This is a genomic window from Candidatus Palauibacter sp., assembly GCF_965222475.1.
Taxonomy (GTDB): domain Bacteria; phylum Gemmatimonadota; class Gemmatimonadetes; order Palauibacterales; family Palauibacteraceae; genus Palauibacter.
In genome coordinates this window covers 26,036-50,401 of the sequence record NZ_CBDCUB010000008.1, presented here as the reverse complement: position 1 = coordinate 50,401, position 24,366 = coordinate 26,036, and the positions used below count along the sequence as shown (strand labels likewise).

Here is a 24,366-nt window from a genome sequence, read left to right as displayed (position 1 = left end):
CCCGGCCACGGCTCGCCTCCCCGCCGCGGCTCCTCGTGGTCGGGAGCCCTTCCCTGGACCTGCTGCATTTCGGGGGCCGGTCCGTGCGTTCGGCGGGCGGCGCTGGGCTCTACACGGCGCTGGCCGCGCAGCGGGCCGGCGCGGATGTCACGGTCGTGTCGCCGCGGCCCGATCCCATGCCGCTCGAACTCGAGCCGGCGGATCGTCTGCTCGACTGGCGAGGCCCGAGCATCCCGCCGGACGCGCTGCCCCACTTCGAGATCGAGTATCTGCCCGGCGGCGAGACCGTCTATCACCAGGCGGTGCGCGGTTCGGAAGGGGACATCCGCTACGACGACGTTCCGGACGCGGGGCCGGGCGCGTTCGCGTATGTCGTCCCGCTTCTCGACCCCGCGCTTCAGTTGGGGTTCGCCCGGAGGCTCTCCGCCGCGGGGGTACGCGTCGGGTGCGGGACGTACGCCCCGGGGGTTCGTCAGCACGGTGACATCGTCGCGAGGGTGGTCGGGGCGTCCGACTACTTCTTCTGCAACGAGGAGGAAGCCGGCCTGCTGTTCGGATCGATCGACGACGTGGCGGTCGCGCCGGGGCGTGTAGTGTTCGTCACGCGCGGCGCGCGGGGTGCCCGCGTCATTCTGGGCGACCACGCGATCGACATCGCGGCGCCCACGGTTGACGAGCTGGATCCGACGGGCGCCGGGGACACCTTCTGCGGGACGGCGCTGGCCCGCATCGCCGCCGGAGACCACCCCGCCATCGCGGCCCGCGGCGCGGCGGCCTGTGCGGCACGGACCGTGACCCGCATCGGCCCGGCGGCCCTGCTCTCGGACGAACCGCCGCCGCTGACGCCGCGGGACGATCGCCTCCGGCTTGATCCCGACCGCACCCGGCGCGTCGCCGAGATCATCGCCTCGGCCCCGGAGGCGACGGCGTTCGACTTCACCGGGCCGCCCTTCCCCGAGCCGGGCGACCCTGTGGCACTCGATTTCTTCTTCGCCGGCACCCTCCAGCAGTTCGGCTTCTGGTCTGAGCGGGGCGGGCGCTACGACGCGCCGATGATCGCGTCGCTCGGGGGCCGTGCGCTCAAGGGCAGCGACTACCTGTGGACCGCCTTCCGGCGCTGGGCGTCCGAGGCACGGGACGAACTCACCCCCGGCGGCCAGGCGGCCCTCGCCGACGCCGACTTCAACCACCGGCTCCGCGACGAGGACGGGGTCAACCCGTTGCCCCAGGGCCCCCTTCACCCGGCGTGCGCGCGAGCGTACGGGCGCGACATGCTCGCCCTCGGCCTGACGCCCACCTCGCTTCTGGCCGAAGCCGACGCCACGGAGCGGCCTCTGGCCCGCTTTCTGCGCCGGCTGGATCAGCTCGGCGGCTACAAGGAGGACCCGTGGCGCAAGAAATCCGCCCTCCTCACCGCTATCCTGAGCCAGCGGCCGGAGCGCTTCCTGCGGTTCGGTGACGGGGAGGATGTGCCGCCGATCATCGACTATCACTGCCAGCGCAGCTGTTTGCGGCTCGGCGTCGTCACGGTGGTCGAGGAGGCGCTGGCCGCGAAGCTCGCGAACCGGGAGGTTGTGAGTGCGGACGAGGAGGAGGCCGTGCGCGCCGCCTGCCATGAGGCGGTCGCGGAGATCCGCCGCCTGAGTGGGCGTCCGATGGGGGCCGTGGACTGGTTCTTCTTCCAGAACCGGACGCGGTGTCCCGAGATGAGCGAACCCGACTGTCCGGCCTGTCCTGCCGACGCGGCCTGCGCGCACCGAACGGAGCTGTTCCAGCCGGTGTTTCGGACGCCGTCATATTGAGCGACAGACCACAGAAATCCGGAGGAATCTCATGAGAAAGTTCGGAGCGACAGTGCTTCTCGCCGCGGTGGCGACGACCACGCCTGCCTATGTCGTGGCACAGGATGACGCCGAGGCCGGAGCGGTCGCGGCAGTGCAGGCCCTGTTCGACGCGATGGCCGCCCGGGACGGTGACGCCATCCGCGACCTGCTGACCGACGGAGCCGTTTTCACGAGCATGGTCGAGACTGCGGACGGTGTCCAGGTCGGGGAGAGCACGGGCGCCCAGTTCGCCGCCTCCATCGGCCAGCCGGGTCCCGTGCTGCTGGAGCGGATGTGGGATCCGCACGTGATGGTCCAGGGTCCCATGGCCGTCGTATGGACGCCCTACGACTTCCATGTGGACGGCCAGTTCAGCCACTGCGGGATCGACGCGGTGAGCCTCGTGCACACGGATGAGGGCTGGAAGATCTCGAGCATCGCCTACACCCGCGAGCGGGACGGCTGCGCCCCGAGCCCCCTCGGCCCGCCCGGCGGCTGAGAGCGCGGCCCGGCGGCCCTCATGCCGCGCGAACAGCGCTCAGGAAATCTCGGCTCACACTCCGCCCGGCGAAAACTCGAGGCCGACGGTGATGGCCAGCGAGGTGACGCCTGTCCAGCCATCCAGTTCCTGTGGCGCATCGCCTGGCCATCCCGGAGGGTAGTTCCCATCGCTTTTTCTCGTGAACATGCGGTGGAGTGTGACATCCGCCACGAGGGCCGTGGGAGCCCCCAACGCGAGGCCGCCACGGGCTCCCAGCCCGAGTACAGGGCCATCGTACCCGATGTCGGGCTGCAGGAGTTCGACGGATCCCATCCTCTCGGAACGTCCATATCCCGCATGTACCAGGACTTCCATCCACGGCTCCCCGAAGCCTCTCCATTCGCGCACTCGGTGGCCGGCTCCCACGAGGAACTGTGTCACCAGCAATGCCCCCAGGGAGAAACCGCGAACTCCGACCTCAACCCTCGATGATGGGGACGTCCGGCACCCCACCCGAGCCGCGAGTTCGGGTCCGTTGTCAACCGAGACCACGCGCACCGGACTAACCAGGCCCTGCAACCCGATGGCCACACCCCCACCTAGTGAGATGTCGCACCGCTGGCCGATGAGTGGCCCAGGGCACAGAGCGATCGCACCGGCCACGGCGCCGGAAATGAAGGCGGTCGGTCGTGAGGGGGATCCGCCCCAAACTGCAGCGTTTGACATCCTTCAGCCATTCCGAACAGCGTGCAGGAACTCTCTGACGAAAGCTGCGACGTCAGCGCGCAGGGCCTCGTCCGGGATCCCGGCAACGAAGCTTACGGCGCGGACTGGCCCGAGGCCCTCGTGATCCAGGAAATCCCGCTCCAGGATGCCCAAGGCTTCTATCGCTTTCTCGTTTGACCCGACTAGGCCGAATCGACTCGCCACATCCCGGGAGCCGCTCCCGTAGTTCCGAAGTACGTAGAAGAGGTCGTATGCATCCTTCGGATACCCTCTTCCCGCGAAAGCCAGTGCCTTGAGCGCCACGAACGCGGCCGGACCGCACACCCAAACGTCTCGCTGAGCCACTTCATCGTCGAGTGTTCTTCCGTTGAGCCGTACGGACACTCGATCCGCGAAGGCCATTTCGACGCCGGGGGTGACGAACGCCGCAAAGTCGCTCTCAAGGTGCTGAGTGCCACCGGGCGTAGCGTCAGCCGAACTCGGTTCCATCAGGAAGTCCACGCGTGCGAGTCCCAAGGCCTGGGATGCCCGGCACCAGCGCTGACGCGTCGGATTGCCGGCCTCATTCTCGTCCATCGTGAACCCCGCCTCTCGAAGCCGCGCGGAGATCTCTCGATATCGTTCGTTAGCGAGCAGTTCGAGTCGGAGACCGAGGTCGAGATCCATCGTTCCGGGGTGGACTTCGGCGCCCGGAGGCAGTAGCTCCCTGGAAATCAGCAGGCGAGGTACCAAGCCTCCGACGACGACGACGCTGTCACGCATGAGATCGCCGAGAACCGTGGCGACATGGAGTAGGCAACTCTCGATCAGGCGGGTGGCGTTGTCATTGTAGTCCGCGGCGGTTGGATGCAGCTCTTCCCTCATCTCATCGACCACGGTAACGCGGAGCGCCGTAGCTCTTGAGCGGCTTCGGCGGCTCGCTCAGGCTGGGCCTTGAGGTCGAGGAAGGTCTGAACAGCTGAGACGCACCGCGTTCCGTCCAGGACGTTCGATCCATGGAAGACGCCATCATCGTTCGGTACTACGATCCAGACGTTGGCTCCGGCACTCTGTTCCCGTACACCCGCAGTCTCCAGCGACGCAACGGGCAATGAGTCCTTCACGTACGCCGTGACAAGGCGAAAGCTGGCATACGAAGAATAGAGCCACGCGGCGACTAGTCCGGTGAACGCATGGACCACGCGTAAGTTGGTCAGTGTTTCGCCAACCCTTGTAAGCGTCTCTTCGCCAGATCTTGACGCCATCGCGCCCCGCCAAATTCGGTGGTCCTCGAAGCGATAGACCTCAGCCCAGACATCCAACAGCAGGTCGGGGTCTTTCGCCCGGATTCTGTTTGTCTTTCGGTCGCTAGACCCGCACTCGCGAGTAACCAGCCCTGCCTCGGCCAAGCTCCTCACGTGACGGCTGATATAGCCCTTGTCGACCCCTGTTGCGCGCCACAGTTCCTGTTGAGAGAAGTGCTCGTTCGGATGCAGGAGGAGGTGACGTACAATCCTCGAGCCGCGCGGTGCGAAGAGCGTTCTTGGCTTCCCCCTCCGCGGGAACCGGTTCGGTCGACCGAGCAGCCTGACGTTGAGGCCTGTGGCGCGGATGGATGCGTTCCCGGAGAGATCAAGCCAACTCAGACCCGCGTTCTCCGCTATCCGGCGGCCGACATCGCCCATGTAAGGAACAACGAGCAGTGGGATGGTGAGGTCATCGGCAACAGTGCGGTATCGTGCGAGCGTACGAACGCCGGCACCGACGGCTTCTGCGGTGCCCGCGTGCTTGAACTCGACGACGAAACTGTATTCGCCCAAGCGAACTCGGAGGTCCGGGCGCGGGTTTCCAGGCGGCTGCGCCTGGACAGAGTCAATCGGCAGACCCATGGCACCGGAGAGGAGTTCAGGGATCAGGGAGGAAATCTCTTTGAATTTCATGGTTGCACAAAATAGCATGGTTGTTCACGTGGTCAACTAGGGTAATATACGCAACCCATTGCGGGAGAGGTCGGTTCAAGACGCCGGCAGGGCGGTCGTCTAACGCGGCTTCAGGCGGGCCAGCCTCATGGCGTTCAGCGTCACGGCGAGGCTGGCCCCCATGTCGCCCACGAGTACGGCGACGATCAGGCTCACGAAGCCGCCCACGGCCCCGATCGCCAGTACCACCTTGATGCCGAGGGCGAAGGCGATGTTGAACCGGACGAGTCGCCGGGCCAGCTGCGACACGCGACGGGCGTAGGGGAGCATGCCGAGGTCGTCGCCCATGAGCGCGATGTCGGCCGTCTCGATCGTCGCGGGTGAGCCGGCGCCGCCCATCGCGATCCCGACATCCGCCGCCGCGAGGGCCGGGGCGTCGTTCACGCCGTCGCCGAGCATGGCCGCGCCCCTGTGCGCGCGGACGATTTCGCGAACCGCCTCCACCTTCCCTTCGGGCTTCAGGTCCGCCCGCACCTCGTCCATGCCGACCGCCTCGCCGATGGCCCGGGCGGCGTGGGGCTGGTCGCCGGTGAGCAGAATCTGGTGGTGTACCCCTTCCTCCCGGAGCCGCGCCAGGACCCTCGGGGCCTCCGGGCGCAGGGTGTCGGCGAGACCGATCAGACCGAGTGGAACGCCGTCCCGGGAGACGACGACGACCGTCCCGCCCGCCCGCCGGAGGGCGTCGAAGTGGTCCCCGAACCCTCGGGCGTCGCCGGCAGGTGCGAGCAGTTCGATCGTTCCGACCGCGACCCGGGCGCCGTCCACGGTGGCCGTGACTCCGAGGCCCGGATGCGCCCGGAAATCCTCGACCGTCCACCCATCCTCCCGGAGGCCGCCCGCCTCCGAGGCGTAGCGGATGATCGCCTCGGCGATGGGGTGCTCCGAGCGCCGTTCCATGGCCGCCGCGAGCCCCAGCAGCCGATCCCCGGACATATCCCCCAGCGGAACGACATCGGTCACCTCCAGCTCGCCGAGCGTCAGAGTTCCGGTCTTGTCGAACGCGATGGCGCACGTCGCTCCCAGCGACTCGACGTACTCCCCGCCCTTGATGAGCACGCCGTGCCTCGCGGCGGAGGTGAGCGCGCTGACGATCGTGACCGGCGTGGCGATCACGAGCGCGCAGGGGCAGGCGATGACGAGCAGCGTCAGTCCACGCTCGAACCACATGAGCCCGGTCCCGAGACCGAGGAGGGGCGGGACGGCCATCACGAGCACCGCGGCGGCCGTGACGGCCGGCGTGTAGTAACGCGCGAACTTCTGCACGAACTGCTCGGTGGGAGAGCGCTTCGACTGGGCCTCGCGGACGAGCCGCGCGATCCGATGCAGTGTCGTGTCGCCGGCATCGGTCGTGGCCTCGATCTCGAGGAACCCGTCCGTGTTCATCGTGCTCGCGAAGACGGGATCGCCGACGCCCTTGGCGACGGGGACCGACTCCCCTGTCACGTTGGCCTGGTTGACTCCCGACTGGCCTTCGACCACGACGCCGTCGATCGGCACCTTCTCGCCCGGACGTACGCGCACCCGCTCACCCGCCCGCAGATCCGATGCGGGAACGGTCCTCTCCGACCCATCCCCGGCCACCAGCGTCGCCACCTCGGGCGCGAGCCGCAGCAGCGCATCGATGGAGTGCCGGGCACGCACGACCGCGCTCGACTCGAGGAGTTCGGCCAGGGAGAACAGAAAGGCGATCGCCGCCGCCTCCAGCGGCTCCCCGATCAGGACCGCACCGGCGATGGCCGCGGTCATCAGGAAGTTCATGTCGAGCCGGAGCGTCCGCGCCGCCCGCACGCCCTTGGGGAAGAAGTTCCACCCGCCCACGAGCGCGCCCGTGAGGAAAGTCCAGCCGGCGGCGTCCGTCCGGATGCGCCACCAACCGGCCTGGTCCGGCCCGTGCCCGATGACGAACACGAGGCCGAGGCCGACGACCCAGAGCACTCCGGAGACGTAGGTCCGGATCGCCTCGTGCGTCTTCCACGGTGAAGGCCGCCTGGTCTCGTTCATCGCCGTCCTCTCGCGTCCTCCACGGCCGCGGCACGTTCCCGCGGGAACGTCTCAGGCATCAACGTGCCGCGGGACGGGGAGTCGCGCGGTTCAGATGACCTGCATGTCTCGCTGGAAACGGCTCGCGAGGGTCGCGATGCCGGAGCCGGCGAACAGCAGTGTCAGGAGGCCGGCGACGAGAAGCAGGTTGAACTCGATGCCCCCCTGCCCCGGTCCCACGACGTAGAAGCCGTTCGCGAGGTGCACGAGGAAGATTCCGGCCAGCATGTGTGCGACCAGGAGGAGGGCAACGGGTGTCACGAACAGGCCGACGACCAGGCACGCGCCGCCCGCGGTCTCGAGCAGGGCGATGCCCCAGGCCGCGACGGCCGAGAGCGGAACACCGAGCGATCCGAGGAACGCCGCGGTGTCCGGGATGCCTCCGGCCAGCTTGGGCCAGCCGTGCATGACGAAGATCAGTCCGATGACGACGCGGAGTATGAACAGGCCGAGGCCGGGCTTTCTGCCGCCGAGCATGCTGCCTCCTCTGTTGGGGAAGCGGCGGGTCACCGGGGGGGTCCCGGCCTCCCGCGGCGTAGGGTCCGTCTTCGGGAAAGCTACGCCGTCACCATGAGGGCGGTTCCGTACATCACGAGCAGGCCGAGCAGGAGGCCGGTCGCGTTGAGCGGCGTGAACAGGCCGCGGGGCCAGCTCTTCCGAACCAGCCGCGTGACTTCGACGATCACCTGCAGGATGGCTCCGGCGCCGAGCGCGAGGAAGAACGTCGCCAGCGTGGGCGAGTAGGAGAAGCCGCCCGCCCACGCGCCGAGCACGGTGGGAAGGCCCGCGAGGCCGCCCATGAACGCGAAGTGCCGGAGCGCCGGCCGCTTCTCCGCTACCGGCGCGACGATCGCGAGCCCCTCGGTCGTGTTGTGGAGCGCGAAGCCGATGACGAGGAAGCTCCCGAGCGCGATCTCCCCGAGCGAGAAGGCCGCCCCGATGGCGAGGCCCTCACCCAGGTTGTGGAGCCCGATGCTGGTCGCGATCAGGTACGCGACCGTGAGGCCGCTGCTCGCGCCGCCTTCCCCCCGCCCGCGTCCGAAATTCCCGATCGCTCTCAGACCCACGATGGCGCCGATGACGCCGACCGCGATGAGGCCCGCCGCCTGGAACCCCTCCGGCACGAGCGCCGACGCCTGCAGCGTGTCCTCGAACGCGTCGACCGCGAGGAAGGCGAGGAGGCCGACGGTGAGGCTGAGGTAGAAGTGGATCCACTTGCGGTCGATGCGGCGCAGGAACGGATACCACAGGAGACCGAGGAGGACGGGGATCACGCCCGCGTACACCCCGAGCAGGCCGAACGTCGTCAGGTAGCGGGCGTTCGGGCGCGGCGACAGCGTCGCGACGGCCACCTCGCGGTCGAAGGTGAGCCCGGTGGAAGTGACGATCCGCACCACGTGGACTTCGCCTTCGACCCAGGGGTAGTCCAGCGACAGCGTGGCGCGCGCCAGCCGCGGGAGAGTCGGATCGCGGTCCATCTCGAACCGCCAGTACGCGTCGTCCACGACCACCTGCGCGATGGTGACCGCTTCCGGGCCGCCGTTCACGACGTGTACGCGCATGATCCCGCGTTCGGGGAAGCTCACGCGGTCGATCGTGAGATCCTCCACGGGCGGGAACGCGGCGCGGAAGGGCGCCGTGGGGTCGGCACCGAAGAAGAAGGCCACGAGTCCCGCGAGGAGCGCCAGCGGCAACAGGCCGAGGACCCAGCGCGGGGGGCCGGGCCGACCCTTCGGCCCGGCGGGTCGGTCGTCAGACATGGCCGCGCACGGGAACGCCTTCGTCGGCGGCGAGGCGGTCGACGGCTTCGAAGAAGCCCATCCACCCCAGCTCGGCGAACTCGCTCTGGTGCGCGTGGAACATGTGCATGCCGGGGTTCTCGAGCCGGAACTCGAGGACGTGACGCTCGCCCTGGCACAGCATGATCGTGTCGGCCAGCTCGTATCGGTCCAGTTGCGTCCCGGTCTTGAACACCTTGAACATGCCGGCGTGAAGGTGGAACGAGTTGATGAGGTCGAACTCGGTCACGTTCACGAGATAGATCCTGCACAGATCGCCTACGCCGACGCGGACGGGGTGATGGTGGTAGTAGAACGCCGAGGTGTTGACGGCGTACACCTCGTTGTCCCCGTCGAGGTTGCTGTCGAAGGCGTTCATCACCATCACCATCTCCCGCGCCGGCTCCCGGCCTTCGGGCGGATCGACGATGAACGTCCCGTACAGACCCTTATGGATGTGCCGTTTGAGCGGCATCGTGTGGCAGTGGTAGAGGTGAAGTCCGAACGGCTTCGCCTCGAACTCGTAGGTGAACCGCTGCCCCGGCTCGACGATGGGCTCGAAGCCGTCCATCTCGGGCGGGTGCGTGCCGTGGAAGTGGATCGTGTGCGGATGCGAGCCCGCGTTCGTGAACTCGACCTGCAGGATGTCCCCCTCGGTACAGCGCAGCGTCGGCCCCGGCACCTGTCCGTTGTAGGTCCAGGCGGGGAAGAAGACACCGGGGGCGATCTCGATCTCCCGGTCGAGTCCGACGATCTCCCACCGGCGCACGACGCGTCCGTCGGCGCGGGTCGTGACCTCGCCGTAGTCGAAGTCGGTCAGAAAAGCGGTGGGATCCAAGCTCTCGTCGGGCCGGGGCATGCCGACGATGCCCATGGCTTCCTGGTGCGCCGCGTGGCTTCCCGCCGGGGGTGCAACCCCTCGCGGCCCCCGCGGCGCGATGCCGCTGGCCGCCAGCGCCTCGCGAGCACCGCCCCGCGAGGCGAGGTCCAGCACCGTCGCGCCGGAAACGCCCGCCACGCCCGCGGCACCGAGCTTCAGCCAATCGCGCCGACTCAACTTCTCCGGCTTCAACCTCGTCCTCCATGTCTCGCAGCGACCCGGGAAGATGCGCCCGGGAGGATTTTTAGCCTACGCTAAAAATTTCTCCGCAAGATGGGGATCGGCCTGCCGTTCGTCAACTCGTCGGGGTCAGTCCGTGGCGGGCTGCCTCTCGAGCGTGATGGCTTCGACGGCGCGAAGGAGGCGGGTGCGGGCAGCCTCGCGAGCCCTCTCCAGTTCAGTGCGGGCTTCCGACTTGGCGGCGTCGAGCCGCGGGAATTTTCCGGTCCCGACGCGGTCCAGCCGGGCCCGGCCTCTCGCGGCGGCACGGTCGAGGCGGGCGAGGCACTTGGCCTTTACTCGATCGAGACGGGCGTGCCGGGAGGAATCGAGGCTCGCCCGTTCGCCCATCCGGAGCTTCTCGAGCCGGGACCGGCCTTCCTCGCGGGCGCGCTCGATGCGCCGCAGGCCGGCTTCCCGGGTCCTCTGGATGCGCGACGCCGCGCGCTGGAGTCGCCGGCTCACGCGGTCCGCGGAGTCTCGGTAGAACCGCGCCGCGAATTCCCGGGGCGGCGCCGTGCGCGCGTAGAGCACGTTAGCCAGACCGAGGAGTTTCAGGATCCGGATGTAGAACCAGCCGATGTCGAACTCCCACCAATGGGCCTTGAACTTTGCCGAGCGCGGGTCCGCGTGGTGGTTGTTGTGCAGTTCCTCGCCGAGGATCCAGATGCCCCACGGATACAGATTGTGACTGTCGTCGCGGGTGCCGAACGTCCGGTATCCGAGCGCGTGCCCGAGACCGTTGATGATGTTCCCCGTGAGCGGCATCCAGAACACCATGCACGTCCAGACGATGAGTCCCGGGATGATCCCGAACAGGAACAGGTTCAGGACGAGCACGATCCTGATCCCCAGGCCCCGGCGCCTCGTGTAGACGTTGCGCTCGATCCAGTCGTCCGGCGTCCCCTTGCCGTACTTCTCGAGCAGAGCTTCGTCCTTCGCGGCTTTCTGATAGAAGAAGAGCCCGCCGAAGGCGATGTTCGCGAGACCTTCGAGGGTGGGCGAATGCGGATCGCCCTCACGGTCCGCGTAGGCATGGTGCTTCCGGTGGATCGCGACCCATTCCTTCGTCACGATCCCCGTCGTGAGCCAGCACCAGAAGCGCATCATGTGCTCGACCACCGGATGGAAGACGACCCCGCCATGCGTGGCGGAGCGATGCAGGTAGAGGGTGTTGACCATGTTCGTGAGGTGACCGGCGACGAGGATCCAGATGAGGGCGATCCACCACGGTTCACCCAGGGTCGCGTAACCTGGCATGCGCTTCGCTCCGAATTTTGGGGTCCGATCTCTTCGGGGGGTGGCCAAGCTAACGCCGGGACGCGACCGGCGCCCCCCCCCCGGGGGGAGGCCACCTCGCTATGCCGTCCCTGAGGATTCGAGGCGGTTGAGGGCCCAGCGAGCATGTTCGCGGACGAGTGGGGCCGGGTCGGCTTCGAGGCGCCGGAGGACGGGGCGCGCGGCCGGGCCTCCGGCGTTGCCGAGGCCGACGGCCAGGTTGCGGAGCAGCCCGTCGCGGCCCGGGCGGCTAAACGCCGTGCCCCGATAGCGGGTCCGGAACTCGGTCGCGTCCAGGCCCGCCAATTCCTCGGCCCAGGCGACCATGTCCGCCGGCGGCATCGGCTGCCCGGGTCGCGGCGCGAACGGCGCCGGGGCCGGCGAGGGCGCATCCGAGTTCCAGGGGCATACCTCCTGGCAGATGTCGCACCCGAACACCCGGTTGCCGATCGCGGGGCGCAGCGCTTCGGGGATCGACCCTCTGAGTTCGATCGTCAGATAGGAGATGCAGAGACGCGCGTCGAGCAGGCGGCCGTCGAGGATCGCGTCCGTTGGGCAGGCGTCGATACAGCGCCGGCAGGTGCCGCAGCGGTCGTGGACGAAGGGCGGGTCGGGTTCGATTTCGAGGTCGGTCAGCAACTCCCCCAGCATGAGGTAGGACCCGAACTCAGGGTGGATGAGCATCGTGTTCTTGCCGATCCAGCCCAGGCCGGCGCGCTGGGCGTGGTCACGCTCGAGGACGGGACCGTAGTCGACGTAACGTTTCGTCCGCGTGCCGGGTGCCAGGCGCGCGATGGCGGCGGAGAGTTCTTCGAGCCGCTCCTCGAACACGCCATGGTAGTCGCGGCCCAGCGCGTAGCGCGCCACGATCGGCAGTCGGCGGGCGGGCGGTGGCGGCGGCGGCGGACCCGGCGTCGAGCCATACAGCATGCTGACGACCACGAGCGTCCGGCAGCCGGGGAACGCCTCTCCCGGGTCGAGGCGGCGGCGCACGGCGTCCTCGCGCGCGAGGTAGGCCATCTCGCCGTGGTAGCCGCGGGCCAGCCAGTCCTCGTATTCGTCCGCGTGCCGCGGTGGCTCGGCGGGGGCGAAGCCGATCTGGTCGAATCCGCAGGCCCGGGCGGCGGCGCGGATCTCTTCCTTCAGCGCGTCGGCGCCAGCTGTACCCGGGACGCCCTCGTCGCCCGTGCCGGAGGGGGCCATGTCACCCGAACTTCCCGGCGCTGACGCAGAGGTCGGCGACCGGGCACTCGGCGCAGCGGGGTCTTCGGGCGTAACAGACCGTGCGCCCGTGGAGGATCGACCGCCAGGCGAAGGGGTGCCATGCCTCCTGCGGCAGCACACGCATCAGGTCGCGCTCGACCTTCGGCGGATCGACCTCGTTCGTTAGGCCGAAGCGGTGGGCGACCCGCTTCACATGGGTGTCGACGACGACGCCCTCGTGGATCCCGAACGCGTTGGAGAGCACGACGTTCGCCGTCTTGCGGGCGACCCCGGGGAGGGTGAGCAGATCCTCCATCGTCGAGGGCACCTCGCCTCCGTAGGCCTCGACGAGCCGGCGGCCGAGGCCCTGGAGGTGGCGCGCCTTGTTGTTGAAGAAGCCGGTGGGGCGCACCGCTTCCTTCAACTCTTCCAGCGGCGCGTCGGCGTACGCCAGGGCGTCGGCATAGCGCGGGAAGAGGGTCCGCGTGACCTGGTTCACGCGTTCGTCCGTGCACTGGGCCGAGAGCACGGTCGCGACGATCAACTGGAGCGGCGTCTCCCAGTCCAGCGAGACGGTGAGGTCCGGGTAGAGGGCGGCGAGTCGCGGCGAAAGCGACGCGGCAAGCTCGGAGCGGGCCTTCCAGGAACGCGGCCGGCGCACGGTCAGGCGCTCTTCGCGGGGGGCGTCCGGACCCCCTCTCCGTCGGGGCCTTCCGGCGCGGTGACCTGGTCGGGCGACACGAGGCCCAGCCGCTGCATCCGGCGCACCCGCGCCACGACCTCGCGGGGATCCAGCGCGCCGACGACGAATCCATCCCGGATTACGAGCAGGCTCGAGGCCCCGCCTCGCGCCCGGAAGAGCGCGTCCACCAGAGACTCGTCGGGATGGGCCACGGGGAACTCCTCCGCGGGTCTCGTGACCGCGGACACGGGCGTCCCGGCGCGAAGGTTCGCCGGCACCTGCGAGGCCGCCCGCACGTCGACGACCCCGATCAGGCCGCCATGGCGTTCCACGGCGTAGGCCTCCTGCCGTCCCCGCAGGAAGAAGTCGGAGATCGCCCGCTCGACGGACAGACCCGCCTCGATGGAGCGGGGGCGAGGGCTCATGACCGCCGCCACGGGGATCTGGCGCATCAGGTAGCGGAGTTCGAAGTGCCGCAGGCTCGAGGCCGCGGCGTTGACGACGAACCAGCCGATGAACGCCGCCCACAGGCCCGAGATGAACTGTCCCCGGCTCAGGTTGAACAACCCGAGAGCGATGAGCGCGGCGCCGAACAGCCGGCCGCCGCGCGTGGCCCAGCGGGTCGCGCGCAGGAGATCGCCGGTCACGGCCCACACGATCGAGCGGAAGATGCGCCCCCCGTCGAGCGGGAAGCCCGGGATCATGTTGAAGACGGCGAGGACGAAGTTGAGCAGGGCGAGGAAGCCGAGCACGGTGATGACGGGCGGCGAAGCGTACCAGGCTTCCGCGGCCAGCCGAGCCGCGTGGAAGAGGCCGGCCAGCGCCAGGCTCGTGAGCGGGCCCGCCGCGGTGAGGAGGAACTCGTCCAGCGGACGCCGGGCCTCATCGCGGGCCTGCGCGATGCCGCCAAAGATGAAAAGCGTGATATGCTCAAACGTCACCCCCCGCAGCCGGCCCGCCAGCGCGTGTCCAAGTTCGTGCAGCAGGACCGAGAGGAAGAAGAGGAGCGCCGCCGCCGTGCCCATCGCGAGGTACGTGGACGACGGATGGAAGGGCAGCGCGCGCGGGAACTCGCGCGTGCTGAAGGTCCAGATCACGAGGGCCGCGACGGGGAACCACGAGTAGTCGATCCGGATGGGGAATCCGAACCAGCGTCCGATCCGGAAGCTGCCGAAGAGCGGCAACGCTCAGCCGCCCTTCGCGGGGGCGGGGCCCGCCGGGCCGGAGAGTTGCACGGGCTGGCGGCCGGCGCGCACTCCGAAACGCCACCACGGACGGCGTCGGCGCACGGCCACGCACAGGCGCCCTCCCGCCAGGTTCGTTACCTCCACGAACGCGCGGGCCGCGGAGGCCGGCACCTCCACCGTGTAACGCCGCCCGCGCCACGCGAAGACGGCTTCCACCGCGCGTTCCGGAACGGTCGATTCCACGAACAGCTCCGACTCGAGCTTTACGACGCCGTCCGGGCCGGTCGGCACCGCCCGGTAGAAGTCCGGATCGAACGGCTCCCCGGCCAGTCGGCGGAGGTTGTGCTCCTGCGCCCAGTCCACCTCATCCAGCCCCATCTCCCCCGCGGCGGATTCCCGGTGGTGGAGCAACTCGTGCAGGATCGTCTCCCACAACTCGCCCTCCCAGTCGAAGTCGGGATCCTGATCCGCCAGGGCCCGGAAGGAACCGTGGTAGAGGACGAGTTCCGAGCGCACGTCTCCGTCACCGCCGGCGCCGCTCGGCCACGTCTCCGTCAGACACTCGCCCATCGTGTACACCCAGTCGAACTCGGGGTGGGCGATGGCCTCCGTCTCGATCGTCAGCCCGTCCACCCCCTCGCGCGCCTCCTCGGGGATGTCGTTCCACATCCGGCGCGCCGCCGCCTGGAAGCGCCGGAAGTTCAAGGCGCGATCGAACGGTAGCCGCCCCGGAAGTAGAGGAGCGGCGGACAGTCCTCGTCCTCCCGGTACGCGACCCCGACGACCCGTCCGATGTAGATCGTGTGGTCGCCGGCGTCCACCGCCCTCTCGACCGTGCAGTCGCAGTGCGCCATGGCGTCCGCGAGGATCGGCGCGCCCGTCTCCCCGGGCGTCGTGCGCAGGCCCACGAACTTGCCCGGCCGGCTCGAGGCGAAGCGCCGCGCGAGGGCTTCCGAGTGCTCCGGGAGCAGGTTGAGCGCGAAAGCGCCGGAGTCGTGGATCGCGCGATGCGTCGCCGCCTCGCGATGCACGCACGCCATGACGAGCGGGGGCCGGATCGACACGGAACACACCGCCGTCGCCGTCATCCCCCTCGGCCGCCCGTTCCCGTCCGAGGTCGTCACGACGACGACCCCGCCGGCCAGGTTCGCCAGCGCGCCCCGGTAGTCCCGGGCCGAGACGGACACGGGGCCGCGCGGTCAGGCGTCGTCGGCCGTCGCCGGCAAACCCGCGGCCTTCGTGGCCAGCCAGCGATTGAGGCCCAGGAAGACCGCGATCGCGATGGCCCATTGGACGAGGACCGTCCCGACGTTGAACTCGGAGAGCGGCGTGAAGGAGGCGGCCAGATCGTTCAGGTCGATAGCCTGCCACAGCCACCAGACGGTGATCACGACCGCCTGCACGGCGACGAGTCGAATGACGACGTTCCACCACTTCCCGATCACGAGATCGCTGCCCTCGCTGTTGACGAACCTCGTGCGGAAGCGGTCGACGCCGTGCCGCATGACCATGATCGAGAAGAAGAGGCCGCTCAGCATCAGCCCGACGCCCCAGACCCAGTCCTGGTTGCGGAAGACCTCGATCCAGATCGCCGACGGGAGGCCGAGTACGAAGCCGAGCCCGCCGATCGTCAGCACCGCTCTTCGCCGCTCGATCCCGGCATCGGTGAGAACCCGGGTGGGCAGTTCGATCATCGCGATGAGGCTGCTCCATGCCGCGAACACGAGCGCCAGGAAGAAGAGAACCATGAACACTGATCCGCCCGGCATGAGCCCGAACAGCTGCGGGACCCAGATGAAGGTCAGTCCCTCGTTCCCGGCCCCTACGATCTGGTCGGCCGCGCCCGGCAGGATGGCGAACACCGTGCACAGCACCATGATCCCGGCCAGCAGCGACACCGAGTTGTTGCCGAATCCGAGCATGAACGCGTTTAGCGTCGTGTCTTCCCGCTTCCTCATGTAGATCGCGTAAGCCGTGATCAACCCCCAGCCCGCGCCCGTGTCCCACGCGTTCTGTGTGAGGGCCTCGAGCCAGATGTTGGCATCGCCCAACTTCCCCCAGTCCGGAGTGAAGAGGAACGCGAGACCCGCGCTCGCCCCCGGCAGCGTGACCGCCCGAATCGCCAGCACGACGACGAGCAGGAGGAGGCTCGGGATCAGGAAACGGGCGGCCCGCTCGATACCGCGTACACCCCGCAGCACGACAAACACCGCAAGCCCGATCGCGAGGGCGTGTGTGAGGATGGGCCACGGCGACCCGATGAATCCGTCCCAGAACTCCTGGGGGCCCACGCAACCCGCCGCGCCGGGCTCGCAGGCGGCGGTGGGAACCGTCCCCGTCACCGCGCCGAACAGATAGCGCAGGGTCCAGCCCATCACGACCGTGTAGTAGAACATGATCGCGGTCGAGACGAAGGCGACCCAAGCGCCCATCCAGCTGTATCTCTTCCCCGCAAGCCTTGCGAAAGCTCCGATCGGCCCCGAGCGGGCTTCCTTCCCGGAAGCGAACTCTACGAGGATCAGCGGCACGGACCAGAGGAAGAGGAAGACGACCCAGGCGACGAGGAAGGAGCCGCCCCCGTTAGACGCGGCGATGCGCGGAAAGCGCCAGATGTTGCCGGTTCCGACCGCCATCCCGAGCATGGCCAGCATCATCGCGGCCCGGGAACTGAAGACGGGTTTCGTCATGCGTCGCCTCCGTCCGATTCGTGTGGCGGGTCGGGTATCGGTGTCCCCTTTGCCCCCTGCGCCTCGGCGAGCTTCCGCAGCCAGCTTTCCAGCGCCTCGTTGAACGCGCCGGGCCGGGAGATATGGGAGCAGTGCCCGGTGCCGGGGATGGGGACGTACTCGGTGTCGGGCAGCAATTCCACGATCTCCCGCGCCCACTCCACCGGACAATACACGTCGTGTGGACCCTTCACCACGAGCGCGGGCGCCGTGATCCCGCCCAGGTCGGTCAGGATGTCAAACTTCCGCAGGCGGCCGACTCGGCGATCGGAGACGCTGGGGGGTACGGTCCGCGGCCCGGTGAAGAGTGCGTACTCGATGAGGGCGTCGCGGCCCGGCGAGTCGTCGAAGATCCACACGCCGAGCCGACTCCAGCTCCGCGCCAGCTCGCGGGCCAGATTCGTCGGGAGGTACCGCGTCGTGGCCATGGCGAGCGGGGTCAGCACGGCCCGGTTGAGTCCGACGTGATCGTAGGAGACACGCGCGACCGGATTGCAGAGAACGAGCCCGCCCAGCCGTTCCGGAAACCTGCTCGCAAAGCGCAGCGAGATCGCGCTTCCGAGGCTCGTTCCGATGAGGACGAAGCGATCGAGATTGCGCGCCTCGACCAGTTCGGCCACGTCATCGACCAGACGATCGAACCCCGCGTCGCCGGCGAACTTCCGGCGCAGATCGGCGCAGACCACGCGATGGCCGCGGGCGAAATGCGGCAGCTGGTAACGGAACGTCTCCTTCGGTCCGTCGGCGCCCGGGATCCAGACGAGCACATCGCCGGATCCGACGTCGACGTACTCCACGGACTCGCCATCCGAGTATTCGATCGTGCCGGTGGGCAGCGCTTCGCCGGAGAGGTCGCGGACGGGCGGCCGGACGAGCGCCGCGTTCCGGCGCGTCATGGTCCACCAGTACGCCGCGCCGGCCGCACCCGCGAGCGCGCCGAGCGCGAACCCGCCGGGCAGGCCGAGCCGGCGCGTCACGCTCACCGCCAGCGCTCTACACGCGCCAGGAGCGGGTCGGCCGTGAGACCGTCTGCGCCGAGCTGGGTCGCGAGTTGCGCGGCGTTCTCCCGCTGCCCGGCCGAGAGGATCTCGGTCATGAACTGCCCGGCCGCCGGGTTGCGGTACCATTCCCCTCCGAAGCGCTTCTCCAGACGGTCGAGCACGATCGCACTCAGCATCCAGCCGCGCAGCCGCCGTCCCGAGCGAAATCCCCTCAGGTGATCCGTGAGGTACGTAACGGGGTGGTGCGCGAATCCGGTCGCATCGCTCATCAGTTCGGCGTAGCGATCCGCCAGTTGGCCCGGCCGCTCGGCGCTCGCCAGTTCGAGTTCCCACAGGAGCCGCGCCGCCTCGCGGCGCAGGCGGTACAGGCGCAGGAAGCCCGTCAGCGGTCCGTATTCCGCCAGGGCATCCCCGCTCAGCCCGGTGGCCGCCTCGATCCAGGCGCGCTTCAGCGCAAGCTCCTCGAACAGCAGCGCGAAGCACTCACCCACCGAGTCGTCGCCCAGCGCGCGCTCTTCCCAGGGGATCGCGGGAGACGAGTAGGCGTGGTGCAGCGTGTGTCCCAGTTCGTGGAGGAGCGCGCGGGCGTCGAGCCAGCCGCCGAGCGGACACACGACGAGGACGACTTCACCCGGGATTTCCATCGCCGCCGTGAACGAGCGTTCATCCTTGAGCGGACGGCGATCGAAGTCCACCCGCACGGACCCGTCCTGCGCGAGGGGAAGCCCCATGCCTTCCAGGGTCCGCCTCACATGCGGGTACAGCGGCTGGATCTCGAACGGCCGCCCCAGCCATCGCATCCCCATCAACCACAGGGCGTCGGAGCGGGACGCCGGCCCGCACCCTGTGTCGATCCGGCGGTCGGTTTCCTCGGCGAACGCCTCGCGATAAGGCGCGTCCGTACCCCGCAGGATCGCGGACGCGGTGCGCCCCACTTGCCGCAGGTCCAGACCGACCAGCCGTTCGCGGGCCGCTATGTAGTCGCCCAGACCGAGCCGGGCGACCGCCTCCCGCTCCCGATGGACGACATCGAGGCGGAGCGCCGCCGCCTCTTCGATCCGGCCGTGCCGCGCCGCCTCCCAGGCGAGCCGCTCTCCTCGGTCCTCCGCCCGCACGATCCAGTCCGGCACTCGCCTGAGCGGGATCTCCCGCTCGGCTACGGACACGGTCGCCCCGGTCTCCCACGACCGCAGTTCGTCCTCGAGCGGCGCCAGTTCGGCTTCGATCTGCTGTCCGGCCACCCAGTTGAAAAGCGCCTTCAGGCACTGGCGCTCGTCACCGTACGCCTCGGAGAGTTCATGCTGGATGGCCGGAAGCACTGCGGGATCGAGGAGAATCCGGTGCTCGCGGTACAGCGCAGCCAGCGAAGACCGCTCCTCGAGTCCGCTGCGAAGTCGGTAGTGGGCGCGCGCCACGGCGCTCTGCAGCCGCTGCGCCCGATCCCGGATCTCCTCGACGCGGAACGGCATGACCCTGCTAGCCGGTCAGGCGCCGGGAGAGGCGCCGCGGACCGCCGCCCCCAGCCAGGCCGCGACGCCCGACAGCGGCACCCGTATCTGTTCGAGCGAATCGCGGTCGCGCACCGTACACGTCTCGTCCTCGAGCGTCTGGCCGTCGATCGTGAGACAGAACGGCGTCCCGGCCTCGTCCTGCCTCCGGTACCGCCGGCCGATCGACCCCGCGATGTCGTAGAAGACGTTGAACCGGCCCCGCAGTTCGCCGGCCAGCTTGTCGGCGATCTCCGGCATTCCGTCCTTCTTCACGAGCGGGAAGACCGCCGCCTGGAACGGGGCCAGCGCCGGCTCGAGCCGCAGGACGACCCGCTTGTGTCCCCCGACCTCCTCCTCATCGTAGGCGTCGGCCAGCACGACCAGCAGGGTGCGGCTGAGCCCGGCCGAGGTCTCGATCACGTACGGCACGTACTTCCGGTTCGCCGGCTGGTCGAAATACTCCAGCTTCTTCCCCGAGTGCTGCTGATGACGCCCGAGATCGTAGTCCGTCCGGTTGTGGATCCCCTCGAACTCCTGCCATCCGAACGGGAACCGGTACTGGATGTCGGATGCGTCCTTGCAGTAGTGCGCCAACTCGTCAGGTCCGTGCCGGTGAAAGCGGAGACGGTCCTGGCGGATCCCCAGAGACTCGACCCACGCCATGCGGCGCGTCTTCCACTCCTCGAACCACTCGTCCTCGGTCCCGGGCGCGACGAAGAACTGCATCTCCATTTGCTCGAACTCTCGGGTACGGAAGATGAAGTTCCCGGGCGTGATCTCGTTCCGGAACGCCTTTCCCACCTGCGCGATCCCGAACGGGACCTTCTGGCGCACCGACTCCTGTACGTTGCGGAAGTTGACGAAGATTCCCTGCGCCGTCTCCGGACGGAGATAGACGGTCGCCGCGTCGTCCTCCACGACCCCCATGAACGTCTTGAACATGAGGTTGAACTGGCGCGGGTCCGTCCACTGGCCCGTGGTTCCGCACACCGAACACTGCTGCGCCTCGGGATCTCCCGCCTCCAGCCGCGGAAGGTCGTCGGCCCGGAAGCGGCGGTGGCAGTTGCGGCACTCGACGAGCGGGTCCGTGAACGCGCCCACGTGCCCGCTCGCGACCCATACCTCGGGGTTCATGAGGATGCCCGCGTCGATGCCCACGATGTTCGGGTAGCGGTGCACCATCTCCCGCCACCAGAGCTGCTGGATCCGGTTCTTGAGTTCGATGCCGAGCGGGCCGTAGTCGTAGACGGACCCCACGCCTCCGTAGATCTCGGAGGACTGGAAGACGAACCCGCGCCGCTTGGCGAGGGACACGAGCTTGTCCATCAAACCGGGCGGATGGCCCGAATCGGCGCTGGGTTCCGTATTCGTTTCGTCGGTCATGGATATCGGTGGCGGCCGCGCGCATCGGGCGCGGCGGCGGAATCGGCTGAGATCGCCGGAGCCTCGGGAATCGCGAAGGTGGCCCCGGCCGCGAGCGGCAACGATAGCCGTGGCCAGCGAAGACCGGCAACCAAGCCTCGGCTAATCCACGAAGCGGCTAGCGGTTCTCGGTGAGCTGTCGCGCTGGACCCTTGAGCACCTGCCCCGGCTTGGCGCCCGTGACCGAGCCGTCGAGGATCACGGGGACGCCGTTCACGATCACGTGGTGGATGCCGACCGAGTAGCGGTGCGGGTCCACATAGTCGGCCTGGTCCATGATGCGGTCGGCGTCGAAGATCGTGATGTCGGCCCACATGCCGTCCGCGATCCGGCCCCGCTCGGACTGTCCGATCTCGTCCGCCGACATCGAGGTCATCTTGCGGATCGCCTCCTCCAGCGTGAGCACGCCCATCTCCCGCACGTAGCGCCCGAGGATGCGCGGGAACGTCCCGTAGCTGCGGGGATGCGGGAAGCCGAGCCCGTAGCCGACCGGATCACCATCCGTCTCGAACATCGCCTGCGGGTGCTGCATGATTCGGACGACATCCGCCTCGTCCATGAAGTGGTAGATGGCGCTGAACCCGCCGGCCAACTGGAGTTCGATCGCGAGCTGGACGCCGGTCGCGTCGTTGTTCGGCAGCCCCCGGTCCGCGGCCAGCTCCGACATCCGCTTCCCGTTGTACTCGGGGAAGGCGCGCAGGGTGCGGAACTGGATGCGTGACAGGTCGCCGCCCGTCCAGTCGCGGTTCATCCACTCCTCCGTCTCCCGCTCGACCCGCGCACGGGTCTCGGGATCGGTCACGCGCACCCGGAACGAGTCTATGCCGCCGGCCAGCACCCATTGCGGGAAGAGGACGCTGGAGCCGGTACTTCCCGCCATGTACGGGTAGAGGTCGACCTTCACGTCGATCCCTTCGGCCCGCGCGGAATCCACCAGCGCGAGCGACTCGACGGTCTGTCCCCAGTTGTCGACCCCCATCGCCTTGAAGTGATTGATGTGAACCGGAAGCCCGCCCTCGGCGCCGACCCGGATCGCCTCTCGCACGGCCGGCAGGAGCCCCCGCGCCTCGTCCCGCATGTGCGTGTAGTAGATGCCGCCGTAGTCCGCCGCGACCTTCGCCAACTCGATGACCTCCTCGGTCTCGGCGTAGTTGGCGGGGACGTAGAGGAGCCCGGTCGAGAACCCGAGCGCGCCGTCCTCCATCGTCTCGCGCACGAGATCCCGCATCTCGTCGAGTTCCTCGGGGGTCGGGGCCCGGTCTTCCATCCCGATCACCTGCCTACGGGTCCAGCTGTGGCCCGCGAAGAACCCGATGTTGGGCGCGACCTCGAGGTCGCCGATGTAGTCGCGCAGCGGCCACGGCTGGTCGCCGCTGTGGAGAGACGGGAGGATGGTGGTGATCCCCTGGCGGATGAAGTTCTCGGCCAGCGGGCGCCGGTGGACCTGGTTCTGGACGTGGTTGTGGTGATCGACGAACCCGGGGGAGACGATGAGGCCGGTCGCGTCGATCTCCTCCGTCCCCTGTCCCGCCAGCCCGCCGTCCCGCGCGATCTCGACGACGCGGCCGTCTCGGATCCCGAGGTCGGCGGTGAAGCGGTCGGCGCCCGTCCCATCAACGACGGTGCCCCCGACGATCACCAGGTCGAAGGCGGCGTGGCCGGTGCCCGCCGACGACGGATCGTCCGCCGACTCGGGCACGACGGTGCAAGCGGCGAGCGCCAGCCCGGCCGCGAGGGTCGGGAAACGGCGGATCATGAACCGCTGGTGCTCGTCTGCGCGCGGTTCATCTCCCACACCGGGACGCCGTTCCGCTTGTAGATGATCCCGTCCTTGATCACGTCCGTCACGTAGCCGAGCACGTTGATGTCGAACAGCGGGTTGCCGTCGACCACGATGATGTCGGCCAGCTTGCCGGGCTCGATCGTGCCGGTCTCACGGAGCCCGAGGACCTGGGCGGAGACCTTGGTCGCCGCGGAGATCGCCTCGATCTCCGTCATCCCCATGTCGACGAGCGCGGACACCTCCCGCCACGCCGACTCCGCGTGGAAGTTGAGTGGCGATCCCGTGTCCGTGCCCATGGCCATGACCGCGTCCGCGTCGATGAACTGGCGCGCGGCGCGCTCGCTGTTCCGGATCTGGCGCGGCGTGCTGCGGAAGTAGGGCTTCCGCCAGAAGTCGTCCTTGGTGTAGGAACTCAGCACCTGCTCGCGGATCGGCTCGGGGAAGCTGTTGATGATGTCCGGGTCCCACAGCCGCTCCGGGAACTCGAGCGTGGCGGGGTAGACCCAGATCCGGTGCGAGATCGTCTGCACGACCGGGATCCCCTCCATCGCGATATGGTCGACGAGTTCCTGCGAGTAGGCGGGGACGCTGCCTCCCGAACCCGCGTGCTGGAGCACGTCGCACCCGCCGCGGATCGCGCCCCACACGACTTCCTCTTCATAGACATGGCAGTGGATGGGAACGCCGGCAGGGCCAGCCACGGACTTGATCGCGCGCATGTCCTCCTCGGTCGTCCCGATCCACGTCTTGATGACGTCGACCCCCGCGTCGATGAGCATCCGCGTCCGCTCCGCCGCCTCCTCGGGCGTGCGGTGCAGGACGCGGAGTTCGTCCGGGAGGAAATCCCAGGCGTAGCGCGTCACCCAGGGGCCGCTGACGAGGAGCCGCGGGCCGGGCACCTCGTTACGGTTCACCCGGTCGCGGAAGGCGAGGCTCGACATCGGTGCCGAGAGGTCGACGCCCGCCGTGACCCCGGCCATGAGCAGTTGTTTCGCCGACGTCTCGTAGACGAGGTCATCATTCCCCTCGAACCAGGGGAACCAGTCCGCGTAGTCCCCGTGACCGAGGATCATGATGTGCACGTGCGCGTCGACCATTCCCGGCATCATCGTCTTGCCCCGGGTGTCGATGACTTCGGCGTCGGGTGGAATCTCGATCTCGGCCGCGGGTCCCACGGCGACGATCCGGTTCCCCTCGATCACGACGGCCGCGTGATGGATGGGGTTCGCCTCGTACCCGTCGAGCAGCTGGCCCCCGACGAGCGCGATCGTCCGGCCCTGGGCTGCTGCGGGCAAGACCGCGATCAGAGCGGCGAAGACCGCGAGCGCGAGAACCCCGGTCATCCGGGCGGAGCGGCGGGCGGAAACCATCATGTCCTCCTCTGCCTGCGCGGGCTGGGTCGATGAATCCGTCAAACGTGCGGCGCGTACTGGCGGGGCGGCAATGGCGGCGGATTGAGCGCAGAGGTTCCCGCGGGAACGTCCCGAAGCGTCCCGAGGCCCGATGACACTCCGTTGACCGGCCGCGTCATCCTGGTCTCGGAAGCGTCGTCGTCGCGCGGTCGCGCGGCGTAGCGCCAAGGCCCTACGTTGGATCGACGATCACGGAGATTCCGAATGACCCGTCTTGATCACGCCGGACCATCTTGTGGGCGGGGTGACGCCTCGTCGCCCCCCCTGGAGGCACGCC

21 protein-coding genes are annotated in these 24,366 nt (G+C 68.7%); 2 read left to right on the top strand and 19 right to left on the bottom strand.

Annotation, left to right across the window (positions count from 1 at the left end; all coding sequences use genetic code 11):
* Positions 1-35: 35 nt before the first annotated feature.
* A complete protein-coding gene (locus ACOQPP_RS15580; protein WP_420636880.1) occupies positions 36-1,802 on the top strand; it encodes a carbohydrate kinase family protein in 1,767 nt (588 codons plus the stop codon).
* A gap of 31 nt (positions 1,803-1,833) precedes the next feature.
* The gene (locus tag ACOQPP_RS15575; RefSeq protein ID WP_419167759.1) at positions 1,834-2,322 is read left to right on the top strand and encodes a nuclear transport factor 2 family protein; all 489 of its coding nucleotides are present in this window, start codon (positions 1,834-1,836) and stop codon (positions 2,320-2,322) included.
* A gap of 54 nt (positions 2,323-2,376) precedes the next feature.
* On the opposite strand, the gene ACOQPP_RS15570 is transcribed toward ACOQPP_RS15575, so the two are convergent.
* The 19 genes from ACOQPP_RS15570 to ACOQPP_RS15480 form a co-directional block, all read right to left on the bottom strand.
* On the bottom strand, positions 2,377-2,712 hold the full coding sequence (locus tag ACOQPP_RS15570; RefSeq protein WP_420636879.1) for a hypothetical protein: 336 nt from the start codon (positions 2,710-2,712) through the stop codon (positions 2,377-2,379).
* Between the two features lie 321 nt (positions 2,713-3,033).
* Positions 3,034-3,906: a nucleotidyl transferase AbiEii/AbiGii toxin family protein gene (locus ACOQPP_RS15565; protein ID WP_419167760.1), complete on the bottom strand. Its 873-nt coding sequence runs from the start codon at positions 3,904-3,906 to the stop codon at positions 3,034-3,036.
* Positions 3,891-4,949: a MarR family transcriptional regulator gene (locus ACOQPP_RS15560; RefSeq protein ID WP_419167761.1), complete on the bottom strand. Its 1,059-nt coding sequence runs from the start codon at positions 4,947-4,949 to the stop codon at positions 3,891-3,893. The genes ACOQPP_RS15565 and ACOQPP_RS15560 overlap by 16 nt, the downstream gene beginning before the upstream one ends.
* Positions 4,950-5,048: 99 nt before the next feature.
* Positions 5,049-6,989, bottom strand: coding sequence for a heavy metal translocating P-type ATPase (locus ACOQPP_RS15555; RefSeq protein WP_420636878.1), 1,941 nt, complete (start codon positions 6,987-6,989; stop codon positions 5,049-5,051).
* A 90-nt stretch (positions 6,990-7,079) separates the two neighbouring features.
* Positions 7,080-7,505: a DoxX family protein gene (locus tag ACOQPP_RS15550; RefSeq protein WP_419167763.1), complete on the bottom strand. Its 426-nt coding sequence runs from the start codon at positions 7,503-7,505 to the stop codon at positions 7,080-7,082.
* An 80-nt stretch (positions 7,506-7,585) separates the two neighbouring features.
* Complete coding sequence (locus tag ACOQPP_RS15545; RefSeq protein WP_419167764.1) at positions 7,586-8,788, bottom strand: ZIP family metal transporter; 1,203 nt, start codon at positions 8,786-8,788, stop codon at positions 7,586-7,588.
* Positions 8,781-9,863 carry a multicopper oxidase domain-containing protein gene (locus ACOQPP_RS15540; protein WP_419167765.1) on the bottom strand — a complete coding sequence of 361 codons (1,083 nt, stop codon included), beginning with the start codon at positions 9,861-9,863 and terminating at the stop codon, positions 8,781-8,783. The genes ACOQPP_RS15545 and ACOQPP_RS15540 overlap by 8 nt, the downstream gene beginning before the upstream one ends.
* A gap of 132 nt (positions 9,864-9,995) precedes the next feature.
* The gene (locus tag ACOQPP_RS15535; protein ID WP_419167766.1) at positions 9,996-11,165 is read right to left on the bottom strand and encodes an acyl-CoA desaturase; all 1,170 of its coding nucleotides are present in this window, start codon (positions 11,163-11,165) and stop codon (positions 9,996-9,998) included.
* A gap of 99 nt (positions 11,166-11,264) precedes the next feature.
* The gene (gene queG / locus ACOQPP_RS15530) at positions 11,265-12,386 is read right to left on the bottom strand and encodes a tRNA epoxyqueuosine(34) reductase QueG (RefSeq protein WP_420636877.1); all 1,122 of its coding nucleotides are present in this window, start codon (positions 12,384-12,386) and stop codon (positions 11,265-11,267) included.
* Between the two features lies 1 nt (position 12,387).
* Entirely contained in the window at positions 12,388-13,047 is a 660-nt protein-coding gene (gene nth, locus ACOQPP_RS15525) for an endonuclease III (RefSeq protein WP_419167768.1), read from the bottom strand.
* Positions 13,048-13,049: 2 nt separating this feature from the next.
* Positions 13,050-14,252: a M50 family metallopeptidase gene (locus ACOQPP_RS15520; RefSeq protein WP_419167769.1), complete on the bottom strand. Its 1,203-nt coding sequence runs from the start codon at positions 14,250-14,252 to the stop codon at positions 13,050-13,052.
* Between the two features lie 3 nt (positions 14,253-14,255).
* Positions 14,256-14,960: a hypothetical protein gene (locus ACOQPP_RS15515; RefSeq protein ID WP_419167770.1), complete on the bottom strand. Its 705-nt coding sequence runs from the start codon at positions 14,958-14,960 to the stop codon at positions 14,256-14,258.
* Positions 14,957-15,442 carry a flavin reductase family protein gene (locus ACOQPP_RS15510; protein WP_419167771.1) on the bottom strand — a complete coding sequence of 162 codons (486 nt, stop codon included), beginning with the start codon at positions 15,440-15,442 and terminating at the stop codon, positions 14,957-14,959. The genes ACOQPP_RS15515 and ACOQPP_RS15510 overlap by 4 nt, the downstream gene beginning before the upstream one ends.
* Positions 15,443-15,454: 12 nt before the next feature.
* Positions 15,455-16,942 (bottom strand): sodium-dependent transporter, encoded by a 1,488-nt coding sequence (locus ACOQPP_RS15505; protein ID WP_419167772.1) that lies wholly within the window; start codon positions 16,940-16,942, stop codon positions 15,455-15,457.
* Entirely contained in the window at positions 16,939-17,958 is a 1,020-nt protein-coding gene (locus tag ACOQPP_RS15500) for an alpha/beta fold hydrolase (protein WP_420636876.1), read from the bottom strand. Before ACOQPP_RS15500 ends, ACOQPP_RS15505 begins: the two co-directional genes overlap by 4 nt.
* A 2-nt stretch (positions 17,959-17,960) precedes the next feature.
* Entirely contained in the window at positions 17,961-19,451 is a 1,491-nt protein-coding gene (locus tag ACOQPP_RS15495) for a hypothetical protein (protein ID WP_419167774.1), read from the bottom strand.
* Positions 19,452-19,466: 15 nt separating this feature from the next.
* Positions 19,467-20,855: a glycine--tRNA ligase gene (locus tag ACOQPP_RS15490; RefSeq protein ID WP_420636875.1), complete on the bottom strand. Its 1,389-nt coding sequence runs from the start codon at positions 20,853-20,855 to the stop codon at positions 19,467-19,469.
* 157 nt (positions 20,856-21,012) lie between these two features.
* On the bottom strand, positions 21,013-22,650 hold the full coding sequence (locus tag ACOQPP_RS15485; RefSeq protein WP_420636874.1) for an N-acyl-D-amino-acid deacylase family protein: 1,638 nt from the start codon (positions 22,648-22,650) through the stop codon (positions 21,013-21,015).
* Positions 22,647-24,050, bottom strand: coding sequence for an amidohydrolase family protein (locus ACOQPP_RS15480; protein WP_419167777.1), 1,404 nt, complete (start codon positions 24,048-24,050; stop codon positions 22,647-22,649). Before ACOQPP_RS15480 ends, ACOQPP_RS15485 begins: the two co-directional genes overlap by 4 nt.
* Positions 24,051-24,366 lie beyond the last annotated feature (316 nt).